Source organism: Micromonospora sp. NPDC005252, from assembly GCF_042872475.1.
In the GTDB taxonomy this organism is placed as follows: Bacteria; Actinomycetota; Actinomycetes; order Mycobacteriales; family Micromonosporaceae; genus Micromonospora.
In genome coordinates this window covers 566,518-588,644 of the sequence record NZ_JBIAKN010000001.1, presented here as the reverse complement: position 1 = coordinate 588,644, position 22,127 = coordinate 566,518, and the positions used below count along the sequence as shown (strand labels likewise).

The following is a 22,127-nucleotide window of genomic DNA, read 5'->3' as shown; positions in this document are numbered from 1 at the left end:
TCAGGTAGCTAATCTACTCCCGTGGAACTCGTCACCCTTCAAGATGTGCCGCTCGGTCGGCTGCTGGTGGTGGCCGGGCACCTCGTCGGGCAACGGTGGAACCGCTACCTCGCCGAGGAGCACGGCCTCACCCAGGCCGGCATGATCACCCTGATGACGCTCGCCCGCCACGGCGAGCTGCCCCACCGCCAGGTGGCCGAGAAGGGGTTCGTCCGCCCGGCCACCCTGACCGGCATCGTCGACACCCTCGAACGCGACGGCCTGGTCGAGCGGCAGCGCGACGACAGCGACCGGCGCAGCATCCGACTCGCCCTCACCCCCGCCGGCCGGGAGCGGGTCGCGGCCCTCGGCGCTCTCATGCACTCCGGACGCCCGCTCACCTCGGTCGACGCCGATCCGGCGAAGGCCCAGGTGATCCGGGAGTTCCTACTCGAAGTCATCGGCGGCGGCCACGACCCGCGGACCGGACGACCCACCGACGTGGAGGAACCGTCATGCTGATCCGACTGCTGCGCGGTCAACTGCGCCCGTACCAGAGACCGCTGCTGGCGGTGGTGCTGCTCCAGTTCGTGGGCACCATGGCCTCGCTCTACCTGCCCAGCCTCAACGCCGACATCATCGACAAGGGCGTGGCCCGGGGCGACACCGACTACATCGTGCACACCGGCGGCTGGATGCTGCTGGTCAGCCTGGTCCAGATCGTCTGCTCGATCGCCGCCGTCTACCTCGGCGCCCGGACCGCGATGGGCTTCGGCCGGGACGTCCGCGCCCGGCTGTTCGCGCACGTCAACCTCTTCTCCGCCCGTGAGGTGGCCCGGTTCGGCGCACCGTCGCTGATCACCCGCAACACCAACGACGTGCAACAGGTGCAGATGCTCGTGCTGATGAGCTGCACCATGCTGGTCGCCGCGCCGATCATGAGCGTCGGCGGCGTCTTCATGGCGCTGCGCGAGGACATCGGGCTCTCCTGGCTGATGCTGGTCAGCGTGCCGGTGCTGGCCGTCGCGCTGAGCGCGATCATCCGGCGGATGGTGCCGGGCTTCCGGCTGATGCAGACCCGGATCGACACGGTCAACCGGGTGCTACGTGAGCAGATCACCGGCATCCGGGTGGTCCGCGCCTTCGTCCGCGAGCCGTACGAGACGGACCGCTTCGGTGTCGCCAACGCCGACCTGACCGCCACCGCCCTGCGTACCGGACGGCTGATGGCGTTGATCTTCCCGGTGGTCATGCTGGTGCTGAACGTGTCCAGCGTGGCGGTGCTCTGGTTCGGCGCGCAGCGGGTCGACTCGGGCGCGATCGAGATCGGCGCGCTCACCGCGTTCCAGCAGTACCTGATGCAGATCCTGATGGCCGTGATGATGGCCACGTTCATGCTGATGATGGTGCCCCGGGCCGCGGTCTGCGCCGAGCGGATCGTCGAGGTGCTGGACACCGACTCCTCGGTGGTCCCCGCCGCCGCGCCGGTCACCGAGCTGCCCACCCGGGCCGAGCTGGAGCTGCGCGGGGTGCGCTTCCAGTACCCGGGCGCGGTCGAGCCGGTGCTGCGCGACATCTCCTTCACGGCCACCGCGGGCACCACCACCGCGATCATCGGCAGCACCGGCGCGGGCAAGACGACACTGCTGTCGCTCGTACCCCGCCTGGTCGACGTCACCGGCGGCGCGGTGCTGGTCGACGGGGTGGACGTCCGCGAATTGGAACCGGACGAGCTGTGGCGACGCATCGGCCTGGTGCCGCAGCGGCCGTACCTGTTCACCGGCACGGTCGCCAGCAACCTGCGCTACGGCAACCCGGACGCCACCGACGAGGAACTGTGGGCGGCGCTGGAGATCGCACAGGCCCGCGACTTCGTGGCCCAGATGCCCGGCGGCCTGGACGCGCCGATCGCCCAGGGCGGCAGCACCGTCTCCGGTGGGCAGCGGCAACGCCTGGCCATCGCACGGGCCCTGGTCCGGCAGCCGGAGATCTACCTCTTCGACGACTCGTTCTCGGCGCTCGACCTCGGCACCGACGCGCGGCTGCGGGCGGCACTGCGCCCGGTCACCGCGCAGTCGGCAGTGGTGATCGTGGCCCAGCGGGTGTCCACGATCGTCGACGCCGACCAGATCATCGTGCTCGAGAACGGAGGGGTCGTCGGAGTGGGACGACATGCGGAGTTGGTGCAGACCTGCCCGACGTACGCCGAGATCGTGGCTTCCCAGCAGACGGCGGAGGTGGCGGCATGAGCGAGCCCGACGAGTCGCGGACCGCGACCGTACCCAGTCAGAAGCCGGGCGGTGACACGCAGCAACCCGGCGGCGGCGCGGCGACGCCGAAGCGGCTGCCGCCCGGCCGGCCGGCCGGCGGCCCGCCCTGGATGAGCGCGGGGATGCCCGCCGAGAAGTCGATGAACTTCGGGCCGTCGGCCCGACGCCTGCTCGGCCGGCTGCGCCCGCACCGGCTGCACCTGACCGCGATCATCACCCTCGCCGTGGTGAGCGTCGGGTTCAGCGTGGCCGGCCCGAAGATCCTCGGCCACGCCACCGACCTGATCTTCAGTGGGGTGATCGGTCGGCGACTGGCCCCGGGCACGACCACCGAACAGGCCGTCGCGGCGGCGCGGGCCAGCGGCAACGAGAGCTTCGCCGACATGCTGGCCCGGATGGACGTGGTGCCCGGAGTGGGCATCGACTTCGGCGCCCTGGGCCGGGTGCTGCTGTTGGCGCTCGGGCTCTACCTGGCGGCGAGCGTGCTGTCGTGGTGGCAGGGCTGGCTGCTCAACGGGGTGGTGCAGCGCACCGTGCTGCGGCTGCGCGCCGAGGTGGAGGAGAAGCTCAACCGGCTGCCGCTGCCCTACTTCGACCGGCAGCCCCGCGGTGAGCTGCTCAGCCGGGTCACCAACGACATCGACAACATCTCGACGAGCCTCCAGCAGACCTTGAGCCAGCTGCTCACCTCGCTGCTGACCGTCATCGGCGTGCTGGCCGTGATGTTCTGGATCTCCCCGCTGCTGGCCCTGGTGGCTCTGGTCGCCGTCCCGCTGTCGGTGCTGGTCACCCAGCGCATCGCCAAGCGCTCGCAGAAGCAGTTCATCGCACAGTGGAAGCACACCGGCGAGCTGAACGGCCAGATCGAGGAGGCGTACACCGGTCACGAGCTGGTGAAGGTCTTCGGCCGGCAGCGCGAGGTGGAGGCCGCGTTCCACGCGAAGAACGAGGAGCTGTTCCGAGCCAGCTTCGGCGCCCAGTTCATCTCCGGGATCATCATGCCGTCGATGATGTTCATCGGGAACCTGAGCTACGTGGCCATCGCCGTGGTCGGCGGACTGCGGGTGGCCTCCGGGACGATGAGCCTGGGCGACGTGCAGGCGTTCATCCAGTACTCCCGCCAGTTCACCCAACCGCTGACCCAGCTCGCCTCGATGGCGAACCTGCTCCAGTCCGGGGTGGCGTCGGCCGAGCGGGTCTTCGCGGTGCTCGACGCCGACGAGCAGAGCCCCGACCCGGCCCAGCCGACCCAGGTCGTCGACCCGCACGGCCGGGTCGAGTTCGAGCACGTCTCCTTCCGGTACACGCCGGACAAGCCGCTGATCGACGACCTGTCGCTGGTCGCCGAGCCCGGGCACACGGTGGCCATCGTCGGCCCGACCGGCGCCGGCAAGACCACCCTGGTCAACCTGATCATGCGGTTCTACGAGCTGGACGCCGGCCGGATCACCCTCGACGGGGTGGACATCACCACGATGCGCCGCGACGACCTGCGCGGACGGATCGGCATGGTGCTGCAGGACACCTGGCTCTTCGGCGGCACCATCCGCGACAACATCGCGTACGGCCGGCCGGACGCGACCGAGGAGGAGATCATCGCCGCGGCCCGGGCCACCTTCGTGGACCGGTTCGTGCGCAGCCTTCCGGACGGCTACGACACGGTCATCGACGAGGAGGGCAGCAATGTCAGCGCCGGCGAGAAGCAGCTCATCACCATCGCCCGGGCGTTCCTCGCCGAGCCGTCCCTGCTGATCCTGGACGAGGCGACCAGCTCGGTGGACACCCGCACCGAGGTGCTGCTCCAGCGGGCGATGGCGGCGCTGCGCTCGGACCGGACCAGCTTCGTCATCGCGCACCGGCTCTCCACCATCCGCGACGCCGACCTGATCCTGATGATGGAGAACGGCCGCATCGTCGAGCAGGGCACCCACGAGCAGTTGCTCGCCGCCCACGGCGCGTACCACCGGCTCTACCGCTCGCAGTTCACCGGCGCCGCGGTCGACGAGGAACCAGCCGCGCCCGCCGGGGCCCAGCCGGCGTCGGTCTGAGGGCGGACCGCCGTGCGCGCCACACGATCGACGGTCCACCTCAGCCCGGTGGGCGGCTCAGTCCGCCGGGAGCAGGTCGGCGGCGCGGGCGGCGACCTGCCGGCCGATCAGGGCGAGCACGGCGGCGGCGGGCATCGGGGCCAGGGCGCGGCCGTCGCGCAGGCGCAGTGCGAGCGCGCCGTCGGCCGCCTCCCGGGCACCCAGCACCCCGAGGTACGGGACGCGGCGGCGGGTCGCGTCCCGTACCCGGGCGCCCAGCGAGCCGGCGGTGTCGACCTCGACCCGCAGGCCGGCCTCGACGGCCCGCCGGGCCAGTTCCGCCGCCGCGTCGGCCTGCCCGTCGTCCACCGGCAGCAACACCAACTGGACGGGCGCGTACCAGGCCGGGAACGCGCCCTCGTGCACCTCGATGAGGTACGCGAACAGCCGCTCCATGCTGCCGACCAGGCTGCGGTGCAGCAGGACCGGCCGACGCCTGCTGCCGTCGGAATCGGTGTACGACAGGTCGAACTTCTCCGGTTTGTCGAAGTCCACCTGGATGGTGGAGATGGTCGACTCGCGGCCGGCCGCGTCGACGATCTGAATGTCGATCTTCGGGCCGTAGAAGGCGGCCTCCCCGGGGGCCTCGACGTACTCCACCCCGGCCAACGCGCCGCGGAGCAGGTCCTGGGCGCGGGCCCACTGGGCGTCGTCGCCGACGTACTTCCCGCCCGGCCCGCGCAGCGACAGCCGGAACCCCGCCGGGCGGACGCCGAGCGCGGCGTGCGCGGCGCGCATCAGCCGGAGGATCTCGACGACCTCCGCGCCGACCTGGTCCGGGGCGCAGAAGGTGTGCGCGTCGTTGAGCGAGATGGCACGTACCCGGGACAGCCCGCCGAGCACGCCGGAGCGCTCCGAGCGGTACATCCCGCCCAGCTCCGCGATCCGCAGCGGCAACTCCCGGTAGGAGCGGCCCCGGGCGCGGAACACCAGCGCGTGGTGCGGGCAGAGCGCCGGGCGGAGCACGAACTCGTCGTCGGCGCTCAGCCGCATCGGCGGGAACATGTCGTCGGCGAAGTAGCCCAGGTGGCCGGAGAGTTCGAAGAGTTCGCGCTTGCCCAGCGGCGGCGAGTAGACGTGCTGATGGCCGGAGCGACGCTCCAGGTCCCGGACGTACTCCTCTACGGCGTGCCGGGCGGTGGCGCCGGCCGGCAGCCAGATGGGCAGGCCGGTGCCGGCCAGCGGATCGGAGACGAACAGCTCCAGCTCACGGCCGAGTTTGCGGTGGTCGATCATGTCGGGCTCCTGGATCGGGGACGACCCGGAGGCGACCTGGACACCGAACGCCGCGCGGCCCTCGGGGGCGGATCGCCCCGGGGCCTGGTCGACGGTGGTTACGTCAGAGCGGCACGCCGGGGACACCCGGCGTCGTCGTCATCACTACCGCGCTGCGCATCTGGCGACGTTATTCCTCGGGCGGTCGAGGACGCACCCGGATTTGCGGCGGTGGGAGAGGGGACGGGCCGCCGGCGCGGGACCCGCCGGCGGCCCTGGGCGACCCGAATCGTCAGGAACGGGGGACCCGACGTGCTGGGCCGCGCCGACCACGGTACGCCGAGGGACGCCGATCCGCCGACCGCCTCGGGCCGCCGTGGGACAGCCGCCGAGCCGTCACCCGAGGGCGGTTCGCCTCGTTGGAACGGGGTGGCCCCGTGGTGTCGACGGTCACGACGGGACGGGGCTGTCCACGGTGACGCCGGACACGCCGTCAGGCTCGAGACACCCAATCGGCCGCATCCGGCGAGGTGGCAGGCGTGCCCGAACTACTGACTGACGTCGCGTCGCCGACGTGGGCGTACCTGGTGCTGCTCGGCCTGCTGATCGCGGACGCCTTCGTGCCGGTGATCCCCACCCAGATCGTCATGATCACCAGCGGCGCGCTGACCGTGTATGGCGGCCTCAGCCTGCCGGTCACCATCGCCGTCGGCGCGCTCGGCGTGTTCGCCGGAGACCTCGCCTGCTACCTGCTCGGCCGTGGCGCACCGGACCGGCGGGCGCCCCGGCACGCCGAACCCAGCCGGGCCCGCCGGATGGCGAGCCGGGTCACGCAGGGATTACGCCAACCCGGCCCGCTGGTCATTCTGCTCTGCCGGTTCGTGCCCGGCGGGCGCATGGCGGCCTGCTTCTCGGCCGGCCGCAGCCGGTATCCGTACCGGCTGTTCGCGCTCTACGAGACGATCGCCGCGCTGGGCTGGGCCACCTACGGGGCGCTGGTCGGGCACCTGGGCGGCACCGCGCTGACCGAGTCGGCCTGGCGGCTGGCCATCATCGCCACCGCCGCGGCGGCCGGCTTCGCCGCAGCCGGATGGGCGATGACCCTGGTCAGCGCCCGCCACGCCCGCACCGCCGCCGAAGTCCCGCTCGACTGAGTGTCGTCAAACCTTCTGATATAAGCTGCGCTTATATTGACCCGACGTGGGACGTCAAACTTCATCCCGAGGTCGAGGAGTGGTTCCTCGGCCTCCCCAGAACGGATCCCGGCAACGCCGACCTCATCAGCGAGGCCATCGACCTCCTCGCCGAACATGGTCCGGCGCTTGGGCGTCCCCTCGTCGATCGACTCAAGGGCAGCCTGTTCCATCACATGAAGGAGCTGCGGCCTGGATCCGCTGGCTCCACGGAGGTCCGCATGATCATCGGAGACGGCCGTCCGGTTGGCGGACGAGCGGTTCCAGGAGCACCTCACCAGCCTGAAGGAAACACAACGATGACCGGTGGAGCCGACTGGCGGGACGTCAAGGCGAAAGCCCGAGAGCTCGACCCAACCTGGGACCATCCAGACCGGGTCGCTCGACGGACCCAGCAGCGTGAACAGATGTTGGCATCGGTGAGTGGCGCGCAGCTCGCAGAGATCCGCAAGCACCTGGGCATGACCCAGGCCCAGTTGGCCGAGGCAGCGGGGTTGACCCAGGCGAGGATCAGCCAGATCGAAAATGGCGAGCACACCAGCCTGGAGACGCTCCGTGCCTACGTCACCGGCCTGGGCGGTCACCTCGACGTCGTCGCCCGCATCGGGAACATCCAACTGAACGTCGCCTAGGGCCCATCCACCCAGGTTGACCCGACCACTGGTACCGGCACAACACGGCGGGGAGATCTTGGACAGTTTCCGTTCGGCGCGAACGGAAACTGTCCAAGATCTCGTGAGGACCGACCGCGTGGGGTGCCTCTAGGGGTGGGGTTTGGGGGCCAAGTCAGTGACGGTCCCGGATTTGGCTGGGGTGTTCGCGGCGACAGGCTGAGGCATGCCTGGAACCCGGAACACCGGTGTGGCGGCCCTCAGCGGGATCGCCGTGGCGGCGCTGCTCACCGTCATCGGTCATCTGGAAGTCAACGACGACCTCAACCCGTGGGCGTTGACCATCAGCGACTTCGCGGTCTCCGACCGGGGCGGCGTCATCGACGTCGCCATGGTCGTGCTGGCGCTCGCCACCGTGGCAGTGATGTACGGGCTGCGCCGCACCGGCCCGCCGCCCGGTCGAGCGGTCGAGCTGCTACTCGGCGCCTGGGTGGCGGGGCTGCTGCTGGCCGCCGTGGTGCCGACGAACGAGCCGGGCACCGCCATGACCACCGCCGCCTACCTCCACCGGTACGCGTCGGTGGTCGCCTTCCTGGCGCTGCCGGTCGGCGGCTGGCTACTGGCCCGCCGGCCCGACCTGGACGCCGCCGCCCGGACGCTGCGCGCCCTGACCCTGCTCAGCCTGACCCTGGCGGCGGCGATGGTCTGGTCCGCCTACCCCGGTGACCGCGTGCTGATCGGCCTGGCCGAACGCCTGCTCATCGTCACCGAGGTCGCCGTCCTCGGCACCGTCGCCGTGATCCAGACCCGGCGAATCACTCCAGCTCGTGGAGCATGAGCTGGCGGGCTGCCTCGGTGATCGAGCCGGACAGGCTCGGGTAGATGGTGATCGTCTGCGCCAACTCGTTGACCGTCAGGTTGTTCTCCACGGCCATGGTGATCGGCAGGATCAGCTCGCTGGCCTTCGGGGCGACCACCACGCCGCCCACCACCTGGCCGCTCGCCGGCCGGCAGAACAGCTTCACGAAGCCGTCGGAGAGGTCGTCCATCTTGGCCCGCGCGTTGCCGGACAGCGGCAGCATCACCTGCCGGGCCGGCACCTTGCCCGCGTCCACCTCGTCCTGCGAGACGCCCACGGTGGCCAGCTCCGGGTCGGTGAAGACGTTCGCCGCGACGGTCCGCAACCGCAGCGGACGGACGGCCTCGCCGAGGGCGTGCCACATCGCGATCCGGCCCTGCATGGCGGCCACGCTCGCCAGCAGCAGCACGCCGGTGCAGTCACCCGCCGCGTAGATGCCGGGCACGTTCGTCCGGGAGACCCGGTCGACCGTGACGTAGCCGCCCCGGCCCAGCTCCACGCCGTACTCGGCCAGGCCCAGGTTCGCGGTGTTGGGGATCGAGCCGACCGCGATCAGCGCGTGCGAGCCGGTGACCTTGCGACCGTCGGACAGCTCCACCTCCACCCCGTCGGCGGTACGCCGGACCGCATCGGCGCGGGAGTTGTTGAGGATGTTCATGCCCCGGTTGCGGAACACCCGCTCGATGGCCGACGCCGCGTCGGCGTCCTCGTGCGGCATCACCCGGTCCCGGCTGGAGACCAGGGTGACCTCGACCCCCATCGCCAAATACGCGCTGGCGAACTCGGCGCCGGTCACGCCGGAGCCGACCACGATCAGGTGCTCGGGCAGCTCCGGCAGGTCGTACACCTGACGCCAGGTCAGGATGCGCTCGCCGTCGGGCACGGCGGTGGGCAACTGGCGGGGTGTCGAGCCGGTGGCCACCAGCACGGTGGACGCGGCGATCGAGTACTCCTCGCCCCCGTCGGCGGGGGTGACGACGACCCGGTGGGTGTGCCCGAGGGCATCCTCGCCCAGTCGGGCGGTGCCGGCCACGAAGGTGACCCCGGCCTTGAGCAGCTTGGCGTGGATGTCGGCGGACTGCGCCAGCGCCAGACGCTTGACCCGGTCGTGCACGGCCTGCGCGTCGACGGTGACCGCCTCCAGGCCGTCCGAGTGCACCCCGAACTCCTCGGTGTCCCGGTAACCGGTGACCACCTGAGAGCTGGCGATGAACGTCTTCGACGGTACGCAGTCGGAGAGCACGCAGGCCCCGCCCGCGCCGTCGGCCTCGACCACGGTGACATCGGCGTCCAGTTGGGCGGCGACCAACGCCGCCTCGTACCCGGCCGGCCCACCGCCGATGATCACGATCCGGCTCACAGCGTTCGCCCTTCGTTGATGCTCACAGTGACTTTCTTTTCCCGAACGCGTCCGACACGCACGGTCGTATTCTCCCCCACCGGCCCGCCGGGCTATCGTCATCGCCGTGCGTCATCACGCCGCCTACGGCTCAAACCTCGACCCGGCCCGGATGCGGGCCTACTGCCCGCACTCGCCCATGGTGGGCACCGGCTGGCTGGAGGGGTGGCGGCTGACCTTCGCCGGAGCGGACGTGATCGGCTGGGAGGGCGCGGTGAGCACCGTCGTCGAGTCCCCCGGCGACCGGGTGTTCGTGGCGATCTACGACATCCACCCGTACGACGCCGCCCAGCTCGACGAGATCGAGGGGGTGACCGCCGGCACGTACCGCAAGCTGCACGTGCGGATCTCGACCCTCGACGGCGACGTGACCGCGTGGGTCTACGTGTTCGACGGGTACGAGGGCGGATTGCCGACCTCCTGGTACCTGTCCGAGATCGCGAACGCCGCCGAGAAGGCGGGTGCGCCGGACGACTACGTCACCGAGCTGCGGTCCCGTCCCACCGCCACCGCGTCCCCGTAGCGCGTATCCCACGCCCCCAGTCTGCAACCGTCGCCGACCCGAGTGCCCGTCGGGCCCGGCCGGCGTCGTCAATCACACACCGGCGGCGGGGACGACCCGTTCGTACATGTCGGTCCACAGGGTTTCCCGCAGGCCCACCGACTCGTACAGCGACAGCGGGGTGGTCGGGTTGGTGAGGTCCACCCCCAGACCGGCCGACTCCCGCCCCTTCTGGGCGTAGCGGGCGAACGCGCGGCGCAACAGCGCCGCACCCACACCCCGCCGACGGTACGCGGGCAGCACCGACAAACTCTTCACCCAGCCCTGCTGCTGGTCGAGCGCCTGGTCGGAGGACTGCAACGCGCCGGCGAGCGCCCCGTCGACCTCGGCGACGAACCACTCGTCCCAGGCGGTCACGTCACCGATCCGGGCCCGCCACCGCTCGTACGACAGCGGCTCGTGATCCGGGGTGTCGCCGAACGCGACGTCGTGGATCCGGTGGAACTCCCGCAGCTCGGCCTCGTCGTCCGGGCGGACCGGCCGCACCGTGACCCCGGGCGGCGGCGACGGCTCGGTCGGCAGGTCGGCCAGCGGGCGGCGCATCCGGACGTACCGCTTGGCCACGGTGAACCCGGCGGCGCGCAGGTCCCGGGCCCAGTCGCGTTCCGGGGCGAACACCGCGCACCGGACGGTGAGCGCCGGCAGTCGCCGCTCGGCGGCGCGCTCGGCGACCCGGTCGAGCTGACGGGCCAGCAGTGGCGCGCGGAGGGTGGCGGCCCGCTCCGGGTCGACGTAGACCTCCACGAACTCCCGGCCGACCCCGGTCGGGTTGTCCACCGTCGCCCAGGCGACCACGGTGCCGTCCGGGTCGAGCGCCAGCCAGGAGTCCCGGGTCGGGTCGAAGCTGGGGGCCGTCAGCGACTGCTCGACGTCCTCGGCGTCGAAGTCGGGGTGGCCGATGGCGAAGGTGTCGGCCGCGTGCACCACCGCGAGGATCGCCGGCACGTCGTCGAGGGTGGGGCGGCGTGTGGTCCAGCCAGCGGGAAGAGTCACGGCAGAACATCCTGGCAGCTGCCGGCCGACGACGCCGCCCATTTCTGCTCCGGGATGCTCAGCCGGCGAGGCCGGCGCGGGTGCGGTGCAGCAGCTCCACCAGCTCGGCGCCGTCGGCGGGGCCGAGCGCCGCGAACGCCGGTGCGGCCAGCCGGTTGGTCACCGCCTCCGCCCAGAGCCGCCGACGCACCAACGGCCCGACCGGCGGGTACGGCGGCGGCCAACCGCACGCCACCGCGCCGGCCTCCCCCTCCGGCCCGGCCAGCACCGCCTCCAGCGGGGTCATGCCGGCGGCGCGCACCGCCAGCAGGTAGGCGCCGGTGAAGTGTTCCCGCAGCAGTCGCAGCCCGGCGGCGCTGCGGGCGCCCGGGGAGAGATCTGGCAGCGGCATGGCTCGCCACGCGGCGAAGAGCGGCATGCCGCTGGCGTCCGCGGCGGCCACCGCCCGCTCGACGAGGCCGGCCAGGCGCTCGGCCTCCGGCAGCACCGCCAGCTGCTGCGTCCCCCACCGGCAGCACTCGACGAGACTCGCGGCGGCCACCTCGGCCGGCCTCAGGACCCGCGCGGCGGCGTCCCAGCCGTCGGCGACGGCGTCCGGTGCGACGAAGCCGATGGCCGCGGCGGCCGTCTCCGCCCGTACGTCACCGAGTGCGCCGGCCCGACCGGTGATGTAGAAGGCCCAGCCGGAGATGCCGAGCTGCCGGGCCCGGCGCAGCGTGCTCGGGCACCTGCTGAACCCGTCGCCGAGATCGAGGATGACGGGTTTGCTGGCGGCGGCGATCTGCTCCGGCGTCATCGAGGCGCCGCCTGCGGGGGTCGCGGCACGGCGGCGGCGCTCCGGTCGGGGACGGCCGGCCCCGGACGGCCCGCCCGCTCGTCGTCGTCCATCGATGGTCAGTCTGCCGCGCCACCGCCCGCGTCCGCATCCCCCTCTTCGGCCGCCAGTGCCTCGACGGCGGCCTCGACCTCGCCCGAGCGCCGCCGGGCCACCGTCACCGCCCGCTCGGCCGCCCGCCGGACCAGCTTGGCCCGGCTGAGGTCCTGCTCGGCGACCGCCCGCCGTCGCTCCAGCTCGGCCAGCTCGGTCTCGATCCCGTCGAGTACGGCGGCGCCGTCGCGCTCCTGCCCGGTCGCCTCGGTCAACTCGTCATCGGCCCGCTGCTGGTCGGCCCGGGCGCGGTCCAACTCGCGGTCCAGTGCCCGGCGGCGTCGGGCTCGCTCGGCCCGAGCCGCCCGCTGCGCCGCACGCTCGGCCTGCGCGGCCCGCTCCCCGGCCCGGTCAGGGGCCGCCTCGCGACCCTCGCGCTGGGCGCCCGGCCGGCGGGCAGGGCGCTGGGCCTCCGGCTCCTCCTCGTCGCCGGTGACCAGCCGCAGCTGCGGTCGGGGCACCTCACCGAAGCCGGCGTAGCTGGCCGAGCGGAGCAGGCGCCCGGTCCGGACCTGCTCGGCGACCTCGGCGTCGGAGAGCGCCGCGTTCAGGGTCGCCTCCACCTCGGCCAGTGGCAGTCGGCCGGCCGGAGGGGCCTCCGGCTCCGCCGCGGCGAGCTTGCGGACCTCGGCGACCAGGGCCCCGACCACCGCCCGGCGTTGGGCGGACAGCTCCCGCAGTCGGGGCCCGCGCAGCTCCCGCTGGGCGGCTCGCAGGGCGTCGGCGAGGTGGACCAGGTCGGCGACCAGCTCGGGGCGTCGGATGGCGAGCAGGTTCACCAGCCAGGCGGCGACCGTGGGGCGACGCAGCCGGGCCAGCTCCCGGGCGGTGGTCGGGTCGCCGGCCCGGCGAGCCTCGGCCACCGCGGCGTCCCGGGCGGCCACGAACCGGTCCGGTGGAGTGCGGTAGAGCTGCTGCACCAGCTCCGCGGAGGGGCCCGGCATCGGTCAGACGTCCACCCGGCTACCGGGCTCCAGGCGCTGGTAGTCGGTGCCGGACAGCGCGGCGTACTGCCGGTCGAGCACGGCCAGCCCGTTGTCGTTGAGCAACGCGTCGTGCAGCGCGTACGCGCGCCGCGGCGCGACCGCGCGGATGAAGTCGACCACCTCGGAGAACTTCGACCAGGGGGCGTGGATCGGCGCGAACAGCGTGTCGACGGGCGTCTCGTCGGGCACCACCAGGGAGTCTCCGGGGTGGTAGACCACGTCATTGATCAGGTAGCCGAGGTTGTCCACCACCGGGATGTCGGGGTGGATCACGGCGTGCCGCCCGCCGTACGCGCGGATGGCGACCCCGGCGGCGGTGAACGACTCACCGGGGCTGACCGGGCGCAACGCCTCGGCCGCGTCGCCCAGGGCTTCGGCGAGCGAGGCGGGGCCGTGGATCGCGAACGGCTGCCGGTCCAGTTGCAGGCGCAGCGCGGCGAGGTCGAGGTGGTCGGGGTGTTGGTGGGTGATCAGCACCGCGTCCACACCGTCCAACGCCGTCGCGGGGTCGCTGAACACCCCGGGGTCGACGACGAGCACTCCCCCGTCGTGTTCCACCCGGAGGCAGGAGTGGGCGTACTTGGTGAGCCGCATCGTGACTCCTCGGCTGTCGAATCGTGATGTCCTCAGCGCAGTCTGCCGGAACCAGCCGGCGGGCGCGTCGCGTCCGAGCTATCGCCACTGAAGCTGACGACGATGGGAGCGGGGATGGACGGACGAGAAGGACGACGCCGCGGCGCACTACTGGCGGCGGTCACACTTGCGGCGGCGCTGGCCCTGGCGGGATGCGGCGCCGGCGACAGCGGCTCGGCGGACTCGGCGGGTTCGGCGGCCGAGGCGCCCGCCGCGGCGGGCGGGGCGGCCGACAAGGACAGCGGCGCGGACGCGGCGGGGGCGGCCGGCGCCGGCGCCGGTGCTCCGGACCTGCGGGTCGACCAGCGGGCGATCATCTACACCGGATCGATGCGGGTGCAGGTCGCCAATGTGGACGACGCCGCCCGTGAGGTCAGCGCCGTGGTCACCCGGGCCGGTGGTTTCATCGGCGGCGACCAGCGGCGCAGCGCCGAGGCCGACGCCGTGGCGGAGTTGCAGCTGCGAGTCCCGGCGGCGAAGTTCGCCGGGGTCGTGGAGGAGGTCGCGAAGCTCGGCCGGCAGCAGAACCGGGAGATCAACACCCAGGACGTCACCGAGGAGACCATCGACCTGGAGGCCCGGATCATCACTCAGCGGGCGCGCGTGGACAGCGCACGGCGGCTGCTCGCCCGCGCCAACTCGATCACCGACCTGGTGTCGTTGGAGAACGAGTTGGGTCGCCGGGAGGCGGACCTGGCCTCGCTGGAGGCCAAGAAGCGGCGGCTGGCCGACCTGACCGCGTTGTCCACGATCACGGTGTCACTGGCCGGGCCGGCGGCGAAGACCAGCGAGGAGAAGGCCGAGACCGGCTTCCTGGTCGGGCTCAAGGGGGGCTGGGAGGCGTTCGTCTCCTCGATGACGATCCTGCTCACCGTCCTGGGCGCGCTGCTGCCGTGGCTGGTGGCGTTCGGCGTACCGCTGGCGGTCCTGCTGCTGGTGCTGAGCCGGCGACGGAAGACGCCAGCGCTCGTCGCTGGAGTCAGCGCGCCGCCGCCAGTGCCCGCAGCGCGGTCTGCACCATGACGCGTACGCCGGCCGGGATGGCCCGCTCGTCCACGTCGAAGGACGCGCGGTGCAGGTCGACGTTGGGCCCGGTACGACCCACACCGAGGCGGGCGAGAGCGCCGGGGACGTACTCCAGATACCAGGAGAAGTCCTCGCCGCCCATGCTCTGGGGCGTCTCGGCGATCCCCTCCGGCCCGAGCGCGGCGCCGGTGGCGGCGGTCAGCACCTGGATCGCCCGGGAGTCGTTGCTCACCGGCGGCCGGCCGCGCAGGTACTCCAGGTCGACGGTGGCGCCGGTCGGGGCGATCACGTCCCGCACCACCTGAGCCACGATCTTGGGAGCCTGCTCCCAGGTGTCGCGGTCCATGACGCGCAGCGTGCCCGAGGCGGACGCCTCGGAGGGGATGACGTTGTAACGGGTGCCGGCCGAGGCGTGGCCGAACACCAGCAGCAGCCCGCTGTTGGCCGGCACCCGGCGGCTGACCAGGGCCGGCACCTCGGTGATCAGCCGGCCGAGGGCGTCGACCAGGTCGACGGTCAGGTGCGGGCGCGCGGTGTGCCCACCCGGCCCGGAGAGCCGGACGGTGACGTTGTCGGCAGCCGCCGTGATCGGGCCGACCCGCAGGCCGACCTGGCCCACCGGCAGGTTCGGGTCGCAGTGCAGCGCGAAGATCTGCACGACGTCGTCCAGGCCGCCGGCCTCGATGACCTCCAGCGAACCGCAGGGCAGGATCTCCTCGGCCGGCTGGAAGATGAGCCGGACCCGGCCGTCCAGCTCGCCGAGGTCGGCTAGCTGGGCCAGCAGCATGCCGACGCCGAGCAGGATCGAGGTGTGCACGTCGTGGCCGCAGGCGTGGCAGACGCCCTCGACGGTGGAGCGGTACGGCACGTCCTTCGGGTCGTCGAGTGGCAGGGCGTCGATGTCGGCGCGCAGCGCGATGATCGGGCCGTCGGGGCGGCCGTTGACGTCGCAGATCACGCCGTTGCCCTTGGGCAGCAGCCGAGGGTGCAGGCCGGCCAGGGAGAGCTCCCGGGCGATGAGGGCCGCCGTCTCGAACTCCGTGCCGGACAACTCGGGGTGCGAGTGGAGGTGACGGCGCGTGGCGATGAGCCCCGGTACCCGAAGGGCGAGGAGATGGTCCAGGTCGCGGGGCAGGGGCTGGGACCCGGGCGGAGTCTCCGGCCAGGACGACGCCAGCTGGCCGCCCGTGGGCAGCGTCAACGCACTCGTCACGTCGAATTCTCGATCACTAGAGATGGATGGATCATCGGGGACAGCAGACAGCCTAGACCTCCGGCGGTGACGCTGCGCAACCTCGTTACGGTGATGATCGGACCGCGTAGCGTCACGTATGCCCTGCTGAGGGCGCACGTCAAGGTGCGGGACCGCAGGTAGATCGCGTTCGAACGCCGTCATCTGCCCCCTCACCTCCTACAACGCGTAACCAGACCGGGCGGCCACGAATCGCGCTACGGCCCCTGGACCCGCTCTGCGAATTGTCGCATTAGTCGGGGTGATGAACTGACACTCCGACAATAAGACGACCACGCTCCGCAACGGGCCGGACAAGGACGCTCACATACGTCCGCCCATCCCGACCGCACACCGTGTGCGTTGCGGCACGCATCCCGTCGGCGTACCCCCGAAGCCGGGCGGACACACCCGGGGGCGTCTCGGTCAGAACCGGTCGGTCAGAACCGGTCGGTGGGGCGGTACAGCCCCCACACCTCGCGCAGCGTCCCGCAGACCTCGCCCACCGTGGCCCGGGCCCGCAGCGCCTCCTTCATCGGGTACAGCACGTTGTCCGAGCCCTCGGCGGCGGCCCGCAGCTCGGCGAGGGCACGCGTCACCGCGTCGGCGTCCCGCTCGGCGCGCAGCCGGGCCAACTTCTCGGCCTGCGCGGCCTCGATCGTCGGGTCGACCCGCAGCGGCTCGTACGGCTCCTCCTCGTCGATCGTGAACCGGTTGAGCCCCACCACCACCCGCTCGCTGGAGTCGATCTCCTGGGCGATCCGGTACGCGGACTGCTCGATCTCCCGCTTCTGGAACCCGGCCTCGATCGCGTCGACGGCCGAGCCGTGGTCGGCCACCCGCTCCATCAGCTCCACGGCGGCGGCCTCGAGCTCGGCGGTCATCGCCTCCACCACGTACGAGCCGGCGAACGGGTCGACGGTGGCGGTCAGGTCCGTCTCGTACGCCAGCACCTGCTGGGTGCGCAGCGCGAGCCGGGCGGCCTTCTCGGTGGGCAGCGCGATCGCCTCGTCGAAGCTGTTGGTGTGCAGCGACTGGGTGCCGCCGAGCACCGCGGCCAGGCCCTGCACCGCGACGCGGACCAGGTTCACCTCCGGCTGCTGGGCGGTGAGCTGCACACCGGCGGTCTGGGTGTGGAAGCGCAGCATCATCGACTTCGGATCCTTGGCGCCGAAGTCGTCACGCATCAGCCGGGCCCAGATCCGCCGGGCGGCGCGGAACTTCGCCACCTCCTCCAGCAGCGTCGTACGGGCCACGAAGAAGAACGACAGCCGGGGCGCGAAGTCGTCCACCGCGAGCCCGGCGGCCAGCGCGGCCCGGACGTACTCCATGCCGTTGGCCAGCGTGAACGCGATCTCCTGCGCGGGCGTCGCGCCGGCCTCGGCCATGTGGTAGCCGGAGATGGAGATCGTGTTCCACTTCGGCACCTCCTTGCGGCAGTACGCGAAGGTGTCGGCCACCAGGCGCAGCGACGGCTTCGGCGGGAAGATGTACGTCCCGCGGGCGATGTACTCCTTGAGGATGTCGTTCTGGATGGTGCCGTTGAGCGCCGAGCCCGGCACCCCGTTCTCCTCGGCGACGATTTGGTAGAGCAGCAGCAGCACCGAGCCGGGAGCGTTGATCGTCATCGAGGTGGACACCTTGTCCAGTGGGATGTCGGCGAAGAGCAGCCGCATGTCCTCGATGGAATCGATGGCCACCCCGACCTTGCCGACCTCGCCGTGCGCGATCGGGTCGTCGGAGTCGTACCCCATCTGGGTCGGCAGGTCGAAGGCGACCGAGAGACCCATGGTGCCGGCCCGCAACAACTGGTGGTAACGAGCGTTGGACTCGGTGGCGGTGCCGAAGCCGGCGTACTGGCGCATGGTCCACGGGCGGGAGGTGTACATCGTGGGGTAGACCCCTCGGGTGTACGGGAACTCGCCCGGGCCGCCCAGCCGGGAGTCCAGGTCCTCCGGAAGGTCGGCCGCCGTGTAGACGCCCTTGATCGGGAAACCGGACTCGCTTGACCGCCGTTCGCTCATCCCCGGATGGTAGGACGCGCCGGCTCATGGTCGGGTGAGGGATACCGCACAGTGCGTCCCGACACCTCGACGGGAGGTGAACGGTTGGGCACGATCTGTGGACTTCGGTAAACGTCCGCCGCGTCGGCTTTCGCATCGGGCGTCGGAACCAGCAAGATAGGGGGGTTGTGTCCCAGCCCCCCTCGATTTCCCCCGGTGGCTTTTCTGTGACTCAGATCCCGACGTGGAGCGGCGGACAGGTAAGTCCCGCCAGCGGACGAGCAGCGCCCGGCACCACCATCGGTGGCCGGTACTCGCTGCGGTCCGCGGTGGGCAACGGCGGCATGGGCACGGTGTGGCGTGCCACAGACACCCTGCTGCGCCGCGACGTGGCGGTGAAGGAGGTCGTCCTTCCCCCGGGCCTGGCGCCCAGCGACCGCGACGCCATGTACGAGCGGACGCTGCGCGAGGCCCGCGCCGCCGCCGCCATCCAGCACCCCGCCGTGGTGCAGGTGTACGACGTGGTCACCGAGGCCGGTCGGCCCTGGATCGTCATGGAGCTGCTGGACGCCCGCAGCCTCGCCGACATGGTCATCGAGGACGGTCCGGTCGCGCCCCGCGCGGTCGCCAAGATCGGCATCGCGCTGCTCGGCGCGCTGGAGGTCGCGCACGCCATCGGCGTGCTGCACCGCGACGTCAAGCCGGCCAACGTGCTGATCTGCTCCGACGGGCGCTGCGTGCTGACCGACTTCGGTGTCGCCCGGATGCCCACCGACGTGCAGCTCACCACCCCCGGCATGGTGCTCGGCTCACCGCACTTCATCTCGCCCGAGCGGGCCATGGGCCAGGAGTTCGGCCCGCCGAGCGACCTCTTCTCGCTGGGTGTGACGCTCTACACGGCCGTCGAGGGGCGTCCGCCGTTCGACAAGGGCGACCCGATCGAGACCATGCACGCCGTCGTCGAGGACCCGCCGGCCCCGCCGCAGCGCAGCGGCGCCCTGACCCGGGTGCTGATGGGTCTGCTGGAGAAGGACCCGGCCCGCCGACTGGACGTGCACACCTCCCGGGCCATGCTCCGCGAACTGCTCGCCGGCCCGCTGGGCAGCACCGCCACCGCCGTGCACTCGGTCACCGACCCGTACGCCGTGGTGCCCGTGCAGCAGCGCCCGGCCCCCGTCCACCAGCCGGCCCAGCCGGAGCCGAAGCCGGAGGACCAGATCGGCGGCCGGGCCATGCTGGCCCCGGGCGAGTCGCTGACCAACCGACTGGCCGCGCTGCGCCGGGGCGAACGTCCGCAACCGGCAAGCGCAGCCGCCACCGCTGCCGCCGCGCTGGACGAGACCAGCGCCGACGCGCTCGCCGGTCCGCTGCACACGCCGACCGGCGCGATGCCCACCGCCGGCCGTCCCGCCGCCGGGCGCACCTATGGCGGCAGCGCGGACGCCACCCAGCGGGTGGATGCCGGCGCCCACCCCGATGCCACCCAGCGGGTCACCTACGGCAACCGGCCCGACGCGACACAGCCGGTCGGCTACGGCGCGCCCGAGGCCACCCAGCGCATCGGCGGCAGCACCTACGGCGGCGGCAACCAGTGGTCGGTGCCGGGCACCGGCCAGCCCTGGACGACGCCGTCCACCGCTTCCGGCGGCGGCGCCCTGGACAAGGTCCGCGCCACCGGGGGCCAGCTCGTCACCACAGTGAAGGGCTGGCCGCGCAAGGTGCAGCTCGCCGCGGCCGGCGGCCTGGCCGTGGTGCTGCTGATCAGCATCGTGGCGCTCTCCAGCGGCGACGACCCCGCCCCGAGCGCCCCGCAGGCGCAGCCCACCCCGTCCGCGCCCGCAGCCTCGGGCGTCGAGATGCAGGAGCACACGGCCCGCGGCATCCAGGTCATGGTGCCCAAGGGCTGGAAGAAGGCCACCGGCGGCTCGTACACCGACTACATCGACCCGGAGGACAGCGGCCGCAAGGTGCGCATCATCACCGAGAAGTGGTCCAGCAGCTCCACCCGGTGGGCCGAGACGGCCGAGAACGGCCTGAAGACCCGGAGCACCTCCTGCGTGAAGCCGTACGCGCAGGTCGCGTCGACGGAGACCAAGCTGGCCGACAAGCCGGCCGCCGAATTCGAGTACACCTGCGGCACGGGCGACGCCATGCGGCACGGCATCTGGCGCGGCGTGGCGCAGGACGGCAAGGCGTACTCGTTCTACCTCACCGCGAACGACGCCAAGTTCGCCGAGAGCAAGCCGATCTTCGACGAGATGGTGCGCACGTTCCAGCTCACCGGCGACGGCTGAGCCGAGGGAACCGACAGCGGTGATCCGCCGCCGTGCTATCAAGGGGCATGGCGGCGGACACCACTGACATCAACGACATTCGCGAGCAAGCCCGACGTTGGCTGGCCGACGACCCCGACCCCGCCAGCCGGGACGAGCTGACGGCGGTGCTCGACCGGCTGCCGGCGAGCGCACCGGAGCTGGCCGACCGGTTCGCCGGTCCCCTGACCTTCGGCACCGCCGGCCTGCGCGGCCCGCTGCGCGCCGGCCCGAACGGCATGAACCTCGCCGTGGTCACCCAGGCCGCCGCCGGGCTGGTCGGCTGGCTCGCCGCCCAGGGCGGCACCGGCCCCCTGGTGATCGGGTACGACGCCCGGCACGGCTCCCGCCAGTTCGCCGAGCGCACCGCCCAGGTGGCCACCGGCGCCGGCCGACCGGCGCTGCTGCTGCCCCGCCCGCTGCCCACCCCGGTGCTGGCGTACGCGGTGCGCCAGCTCGGCGCGGTCGCCGGTGTCATGGTCACGGCCAGCCACAACCCGCCACAGGACAACGGCTACAAGGTCTACCTCGGTGCGGAGCTGGGCGGTGAGCTGGGCGCCGGGGCGCAGATCGTGCCGCCGGCCGACGCCGGCATCGAGGCCGCGATCCGGGCGGTCGGTCCGCTGACCCAGGTGCCGCTGGGCCGGCCCGGCGAGGTGCTCGGGGACGACCTCGTCGCCGCGTACGTCGAGCGGGCCACCGCCGTGATCGACCCGGACGGGCCGCGGGACCTGTCGGTGGCGTACACCCCGCTGCACGGGGTGGGTGCGGCGGTGCTCACGGCGGCGTTCGTCCGGGCCGGTTTTCCGATCCCCGGCGTGGTGCCCGACCAGGCCGAGCCGGACCCGGAGTTCCCCACCGTCTCGTTCCCCAACCCGGAGGAGCCGGGGGCGGTGGACCGGCTGATCGCGCTGGCCGACGCCACCGGCGCGGACCTCGCCATCGCCAACGACCCGGACGCGGACCGCTGCGCGGTGGTCGTCCGGGAAGGCGAAGACGGGCAGGACTGGCGGATGCTGCGCGGCGACGAGGTGGGCGTGCTGCTCGCCGACCACCTGATGCGACGCGGAGTGACCGGGCTCTACGCCACCACCATCGTCTCGTCGTCCCTGCTGCGGGCGATGTGCGCGGCCCGGGGCCTGCCCTACGACGAGACGCTCACCGGGTTCAAGTGGATCGTCCGGGCCGGCGGCGGGAGCGCGCCGCTGGTCTTCGGCTACGAGGAGGCGCTCGGCTACTGCGTCGCCCCGGAGCACGTCCGGGACAAGGACGGCATCACCGCAGCGCTGACCGTGGCCGAGCTGGCCGCCGGCCTCAAGGCGCAGGGTCGTACGCTGACCGACCGGCTGGACGAGCTGGCCGCCGAGTTCGGCGTGCACCACACCGACCAGCTCTCCGCACGGGTGGACGACCTGCGGGAGATCGCCGACGCGATGGCCCGGATCCGGGCGGCCACCCCGACCACGCTGCTGGGACAGCCGGTCGACAGCGTCCGGGACCTGCTGCCCGAGGCGGACGTGGTGATCCTTCGCACCGCACGGGCCCGGGTGGTGATCCGGCCCTCCGGCACCGAGCCGAAGCTCAAGGCGTACCTCGAGGTGGTGGAGCCGGTCGTGGACGGTGACGTCCCCACCGCCCGCCGCCGGGCGGCGCAGGCGGTGGCCGCCGTGCGCGGCGAGATCGCCACAGCTCTGGGGCTCTGACCGACGGGCCACGCCGGGGCCGACCACCCGGCCGCCCGCCCCCTGCCTGTTTCCTTTGCTCTGCTTCAACCCACGCTACGAAAACCGGCCCGGACTGTTGCCTCCGGTGAAGCAGAGCAAAGGACACGCAGCAGGAG

General features: G+C 72.4%; 18 protein-coding genes. 10 read left to right on the top strand and 8 right to left on the bottom strand.

Features of this window, described 5'->3' with window-relative positions; genetic code table 11:
- Positions 1 to 21 precede the first annotated feature (21 nt).
- From ACFYPH_RS02865 to ACFYPH_RS02855, 3 genes are read left to right on the top strand one after another with little or no spacing between them, the layout of a single operon-like run.
- Positions 22 to 501, top strand: coding sequence for a MarR family transcriptional regulator (locus ACFYPH_RS02865; RefSeq protein WP_355062903.1), 480 nt, complete (start codon positions 22 to 24; stop codon positions 499 to 501).
- A complete protein-coding gene (locus tag ACFYPH_RS02860; RefSeq protein ID WP_387178419.1) occupies positions 495 to 2,228 on the top strand; it encodes an ABC transporter ATP-binding protein in 1,734 nt (577 codons plus the stop codon). The genes ACFYPH_RS02865 and ACFYPH_RS02860 overlap by 7 nt, the downstream gene beginning before the upstream one ends.
- Positions 2,225 to 4,297, top strand: a complete 2,073-nt coding sequence (locus ACFYPH_RS02855) for an ABC transporter ATP-binding protein (RefSeq protein ID WP_387178416.1) — start codon at positions 2,225 to 2,227, stop codon at positions 4,295 to 4,297. Before ACFYPH_RS02860 ends, ACFYPH_RS02855 begins: the two co-directional genes overlap by 4 nt.
- Before the next feature lie 57 nt (positions 4,298 to 4,354).
- Here the strand turns inward: ACFYPH_RS02855 and thrS are convergent, their stop codons facing one another.
- Complete coding sequence (thrS, locus tag ACFYPH_RS02850) at positions 4,355 to 5,572, bottom strand: threonine--tRNA ligase (RefSeq protein WP_387178413.1); 1,218 nt, start codon at positions 5,570 to 5,572, stop codon at positions 4,355 to 4,357.
- Between the two features lie 518 nt (positions 5,573 to 6,090).
- Between thrS and ACFYPH_RS02845 the strand changes: the two genes are divergently transcribed.
- From ACFYPH_RS02845 to ACFYPH_RS02835, 3 genes are all read left to right on the top strand, one after another.
- Positions 6,091 to 6,705 carry a DedA family protein gene (locus ACFYPH_RS02845; RefSeq protein WP_354854003.1) on the top strand — a complete coding sequence of 205 codons (615 nt, stop codon included), beginning with the start codon at positions 6,091 to 6,093 and terminating at the stop codon, positions 6,703 to 6,705.
- Positions 6,706 to 7,151: 446 nt separating this feature from the next.
- Positions 7,152 to 7,376, top strand: coding sequence for a helix-turn-helix domain-containing protein (locus tag ACFYPH_RS02840; RefSeq protein ID WP_387178409.1), 225 nt, complete (start codon positions 7,152 to 7,154; stop codon positions 7,374 to 7,376).
- A 205-nt stretch (positions 7,377 to 7,581) separates the two neighbouring features.
- A complete protein-coding gene (locus ACFYPH_RS02835) occupies positions 7,582 to 8,193 on the top strand; it encodes a DUF998 domain-containing protein (RefSeq protein ID WP_363938533.1) in 612 nt (203 codons plus the stop codon).
- Here the strand turns inward: ACFYPH_RS02835 and ACFYPH_RS02830 are convergent.
- Positions 8,171 to 9,574, bottom strand: coding sequence for an NAD(P)H-quinone dehydrogenase (locus ACFYPH_RS02830; protein WP_354853992.1), 1,404 nt, complete (start codon positions 9,572 to 9,574; stop codon positions 8,171 to 8,173). The two genes, ACFYPH_RS02835 and ACFYPH_RS02830, sit on opposite strands and share 23 nt — an antisense overlap.
- 106 nt (positions 9,575 to 9,680) lie before the next feature.
- Here ACFYPH_RS02830 and ACFYPH_RS02825 point away from each other — a divergent pair, with 106 nt between their 5' ends.
- Entirely contained in the window at positions 9,681 to 10,136 is a 456-nt protein-coding gene (locus ACFYPH_RS02825; RefSeq protein WP_354853990.1) for a gamma-glutamylcyclotransferase, read from the top strand.
- A 72-nt stretch (positions 10,137 to 10,208) separates the two neighbouring features.
- On the opposite strand, the gene ACFYPH_RS02820 is transcribed toward ACFYPH_RS02825, so the two are convergent.
- The 4 genes from ACFYPH_RS02820 to ACFYPH_RS02805 form a co-directional block, all read right to left on the bottom strand.
- A complete protein-coding gene (locus ACFYPH_RS02820; protein ID WP_387178405.1) occupies positions 10,209 to 11,168 on the bottom strand; it encodes a GNAT family N-acetyltransferase in 960 nt (319 codons plus the stop codon).
- A gap of 58 nt (positions 11,169 to 11,226) precedes the next feature.
- A complete protein-coding gene (locus ACFYPH_RS02815; RefSeq protein WP_354853984.1) occupies positions 11,227 to 11,964 on the bottom strand; it encodes a hypothetical protein in 738 nt (245 codons plus the stop codon).
- Positions 11,965 to 12,062: 98 nt separating this feature from the next.
- Positions 12,063 to 13,040 (bottom strand): hypothetical protein, encoded by a 978-nt coding sequence (locus ACFYPH_RS02810; RefSeq protein ID WP_387178401.1) that lies wholly within the window; start codon positions 13,038 to 13,040, stop codon positions 12,063 to 12,065.
- A gap of 3 nt (positions 13,041 to 13,043) precedes the next feature.
- Positions 13,044 to 13,676 carry an MBL fold metallo-hydrolase gene (locus ACFYPH_RS02805; RefSeq protein WP_355062890.1) on the bottom strand — a complete coding sequence of 211 codons (633 nt, stop codon included), beginning with the start codon at positions 13,674 to 13,676 and terminating at the stop codon, positions 13,044 to 13,046.
- Between the two features lie 93 nt (positions 13,677 to 13,769).
- On the opposite strand from ACFYPH_RS02805, the gene ACFYPH_RS02800 reads away from it, so the two are divergent.
- Entirely contained in the window at positions 13,770 to 14,738 is a 969-nt protein-coding gene (locus ACFYPH_RS02800) for a DUF4349 domain-containing protein (RefSeq protein WP_387179328.1), read from the top strand.
- Here the strand turns inward: ACFYPH_RS02800 and ACFYPH_RS02795 are convergent.
- Positions 14,695 to 15,954 carry an amidohydrolase gene (locus ACFYPH_RS02795; RefSeq protein ID WP_354853975.1) on the bottom strand — a complete coding sequence of 420 codons (1,260 nt, stop codon included), beginning with the start codon at positions 15,952 to 15,954 and terminating at the stop codon, positions 14,695 to 14,697. The genes ACFYPH_RS02800 and ACFYPH_RS02795 overlap by 44 nt on opposite strands.
- A gap of 458 nt (positions 15,955 to 16,412) precedes the next feature.
- Positions 16,413 to 17,996 (bottom strand): methylmalonyl-CoA mutase family protein, encoded by a 1,584-nt coding sequence (locus ACFYPH_RS02790; protein WP_354853972.1) that lies wholly within the window; start codon positions 17,994 to 17,996, stop codon positions 16,413 to 16,415.
- A gap of 206 nt (positions 17,997 to 18,202) precedes the next feature.
- Here ACFYPH_RS02790 and ACFYPH_RS02785 point away from each other — a divergent pair, with 206 nt between their 5' ends.
- A complete protein-coding gene (locus ACFYPH_RS02785) occupies positions 18,203 to 20,269 on the top strand; it encodes a serine/threonine-protein kinase (RefSeq protein ID WP_354853969.1) in 2,067 nt (688 codons plus the stop codon).
- 47 nt (positions 20,270 to 20,316) lie between these two features.
- Complete coding sequence (locus ACFYPH_RS02780) at positions 20,317 to 21,990, top strand: phospho-sugar mutase (protein ID WP_354853966.1); 1,674 nt, start codon at positions 20,317 to 20,319, stop codon at positions 21,988 to 21,990.
- Positions 21,991 to 22,127 lie beyond the last annotated feature (137 nt).

Excerpts from the sequence above, each read along its gene's own strand:
- ACFYPH_RS02860 (WP_387178419.1), top strand. The coding sequence starts at position 495 with ATGCTGATCCGACTGCTGCGCGGTCAACTGCGCCCGTACCAGAGACCG.
- ACFYPH_RS02855 (WP_387178416.1), top strand. The coding sequence starts at position 2,225 with ATGAGCGAGCCCGACGAGTCGCGGACCGCGACCGTACCCAGTCAGAAG.
- thrS (WP_387178413.1), bottom strand. The coding sequence starts at position 5,572 with ATGATCGACCACCGCAAACTCGGCCGTGAGCTGGAGCTGTTCGTCTCC.
- ACFYPH_RS02840 (WP_387178409.1), top strand. The coding sequence starts at position 7,152 with ATGTTGGCATCGGTGAGTGGCGCGCAGCTCGCAGAGATCCGCAAGCAC.
- ACFYPH_RS02835 (WP_363938533.1), top strand. The coding sequence starts at position 7,582 with ATGCCTGGAACCCGGAACACCGGTGTGGCGGCCCTCAGCGGGATCGCC.
- ACFYPH_RS02815 (WP_354853984.1), bottom strand. The coding sequence starts at position 11,964 with ATGACGCCGGAGCAGATCGCCGCCGCCAGCAAACCCGTCATCCTCGAT.
- ACFYPH_RS02810 (WP_387178401.1), bottom strand. The coding sequence starts at position 13,040 with ATGCCGGGCCCCTCCGCGGAGCTGGTGCAGCAGCTCTACCGCACTCCA.
- ACFYPH_RS02805 (WP_355062890.1), bottom strand. The coding sequence starts at position 13,676 with ATGCGGCTCACCAAGTACGCCCACTCCTGCCTCCGGGTGGAACACGAC.
- ACFYPH_RS02790 (WP_354853972.1), bottom strand. The coding sequence starts at position 17,996 with ATGAGCGAACGGCGGTCAAGCGAGTCCGGTTTCCCGATCAAGGGCGTC.
- ACFYPH_RS02780 (WP_354853966.1), top strand. The coding sequence starts at position 20,317 with ATGGCGGCGGACACCACTGACATCAACGACATTCGCGAGCAAGCCCGA.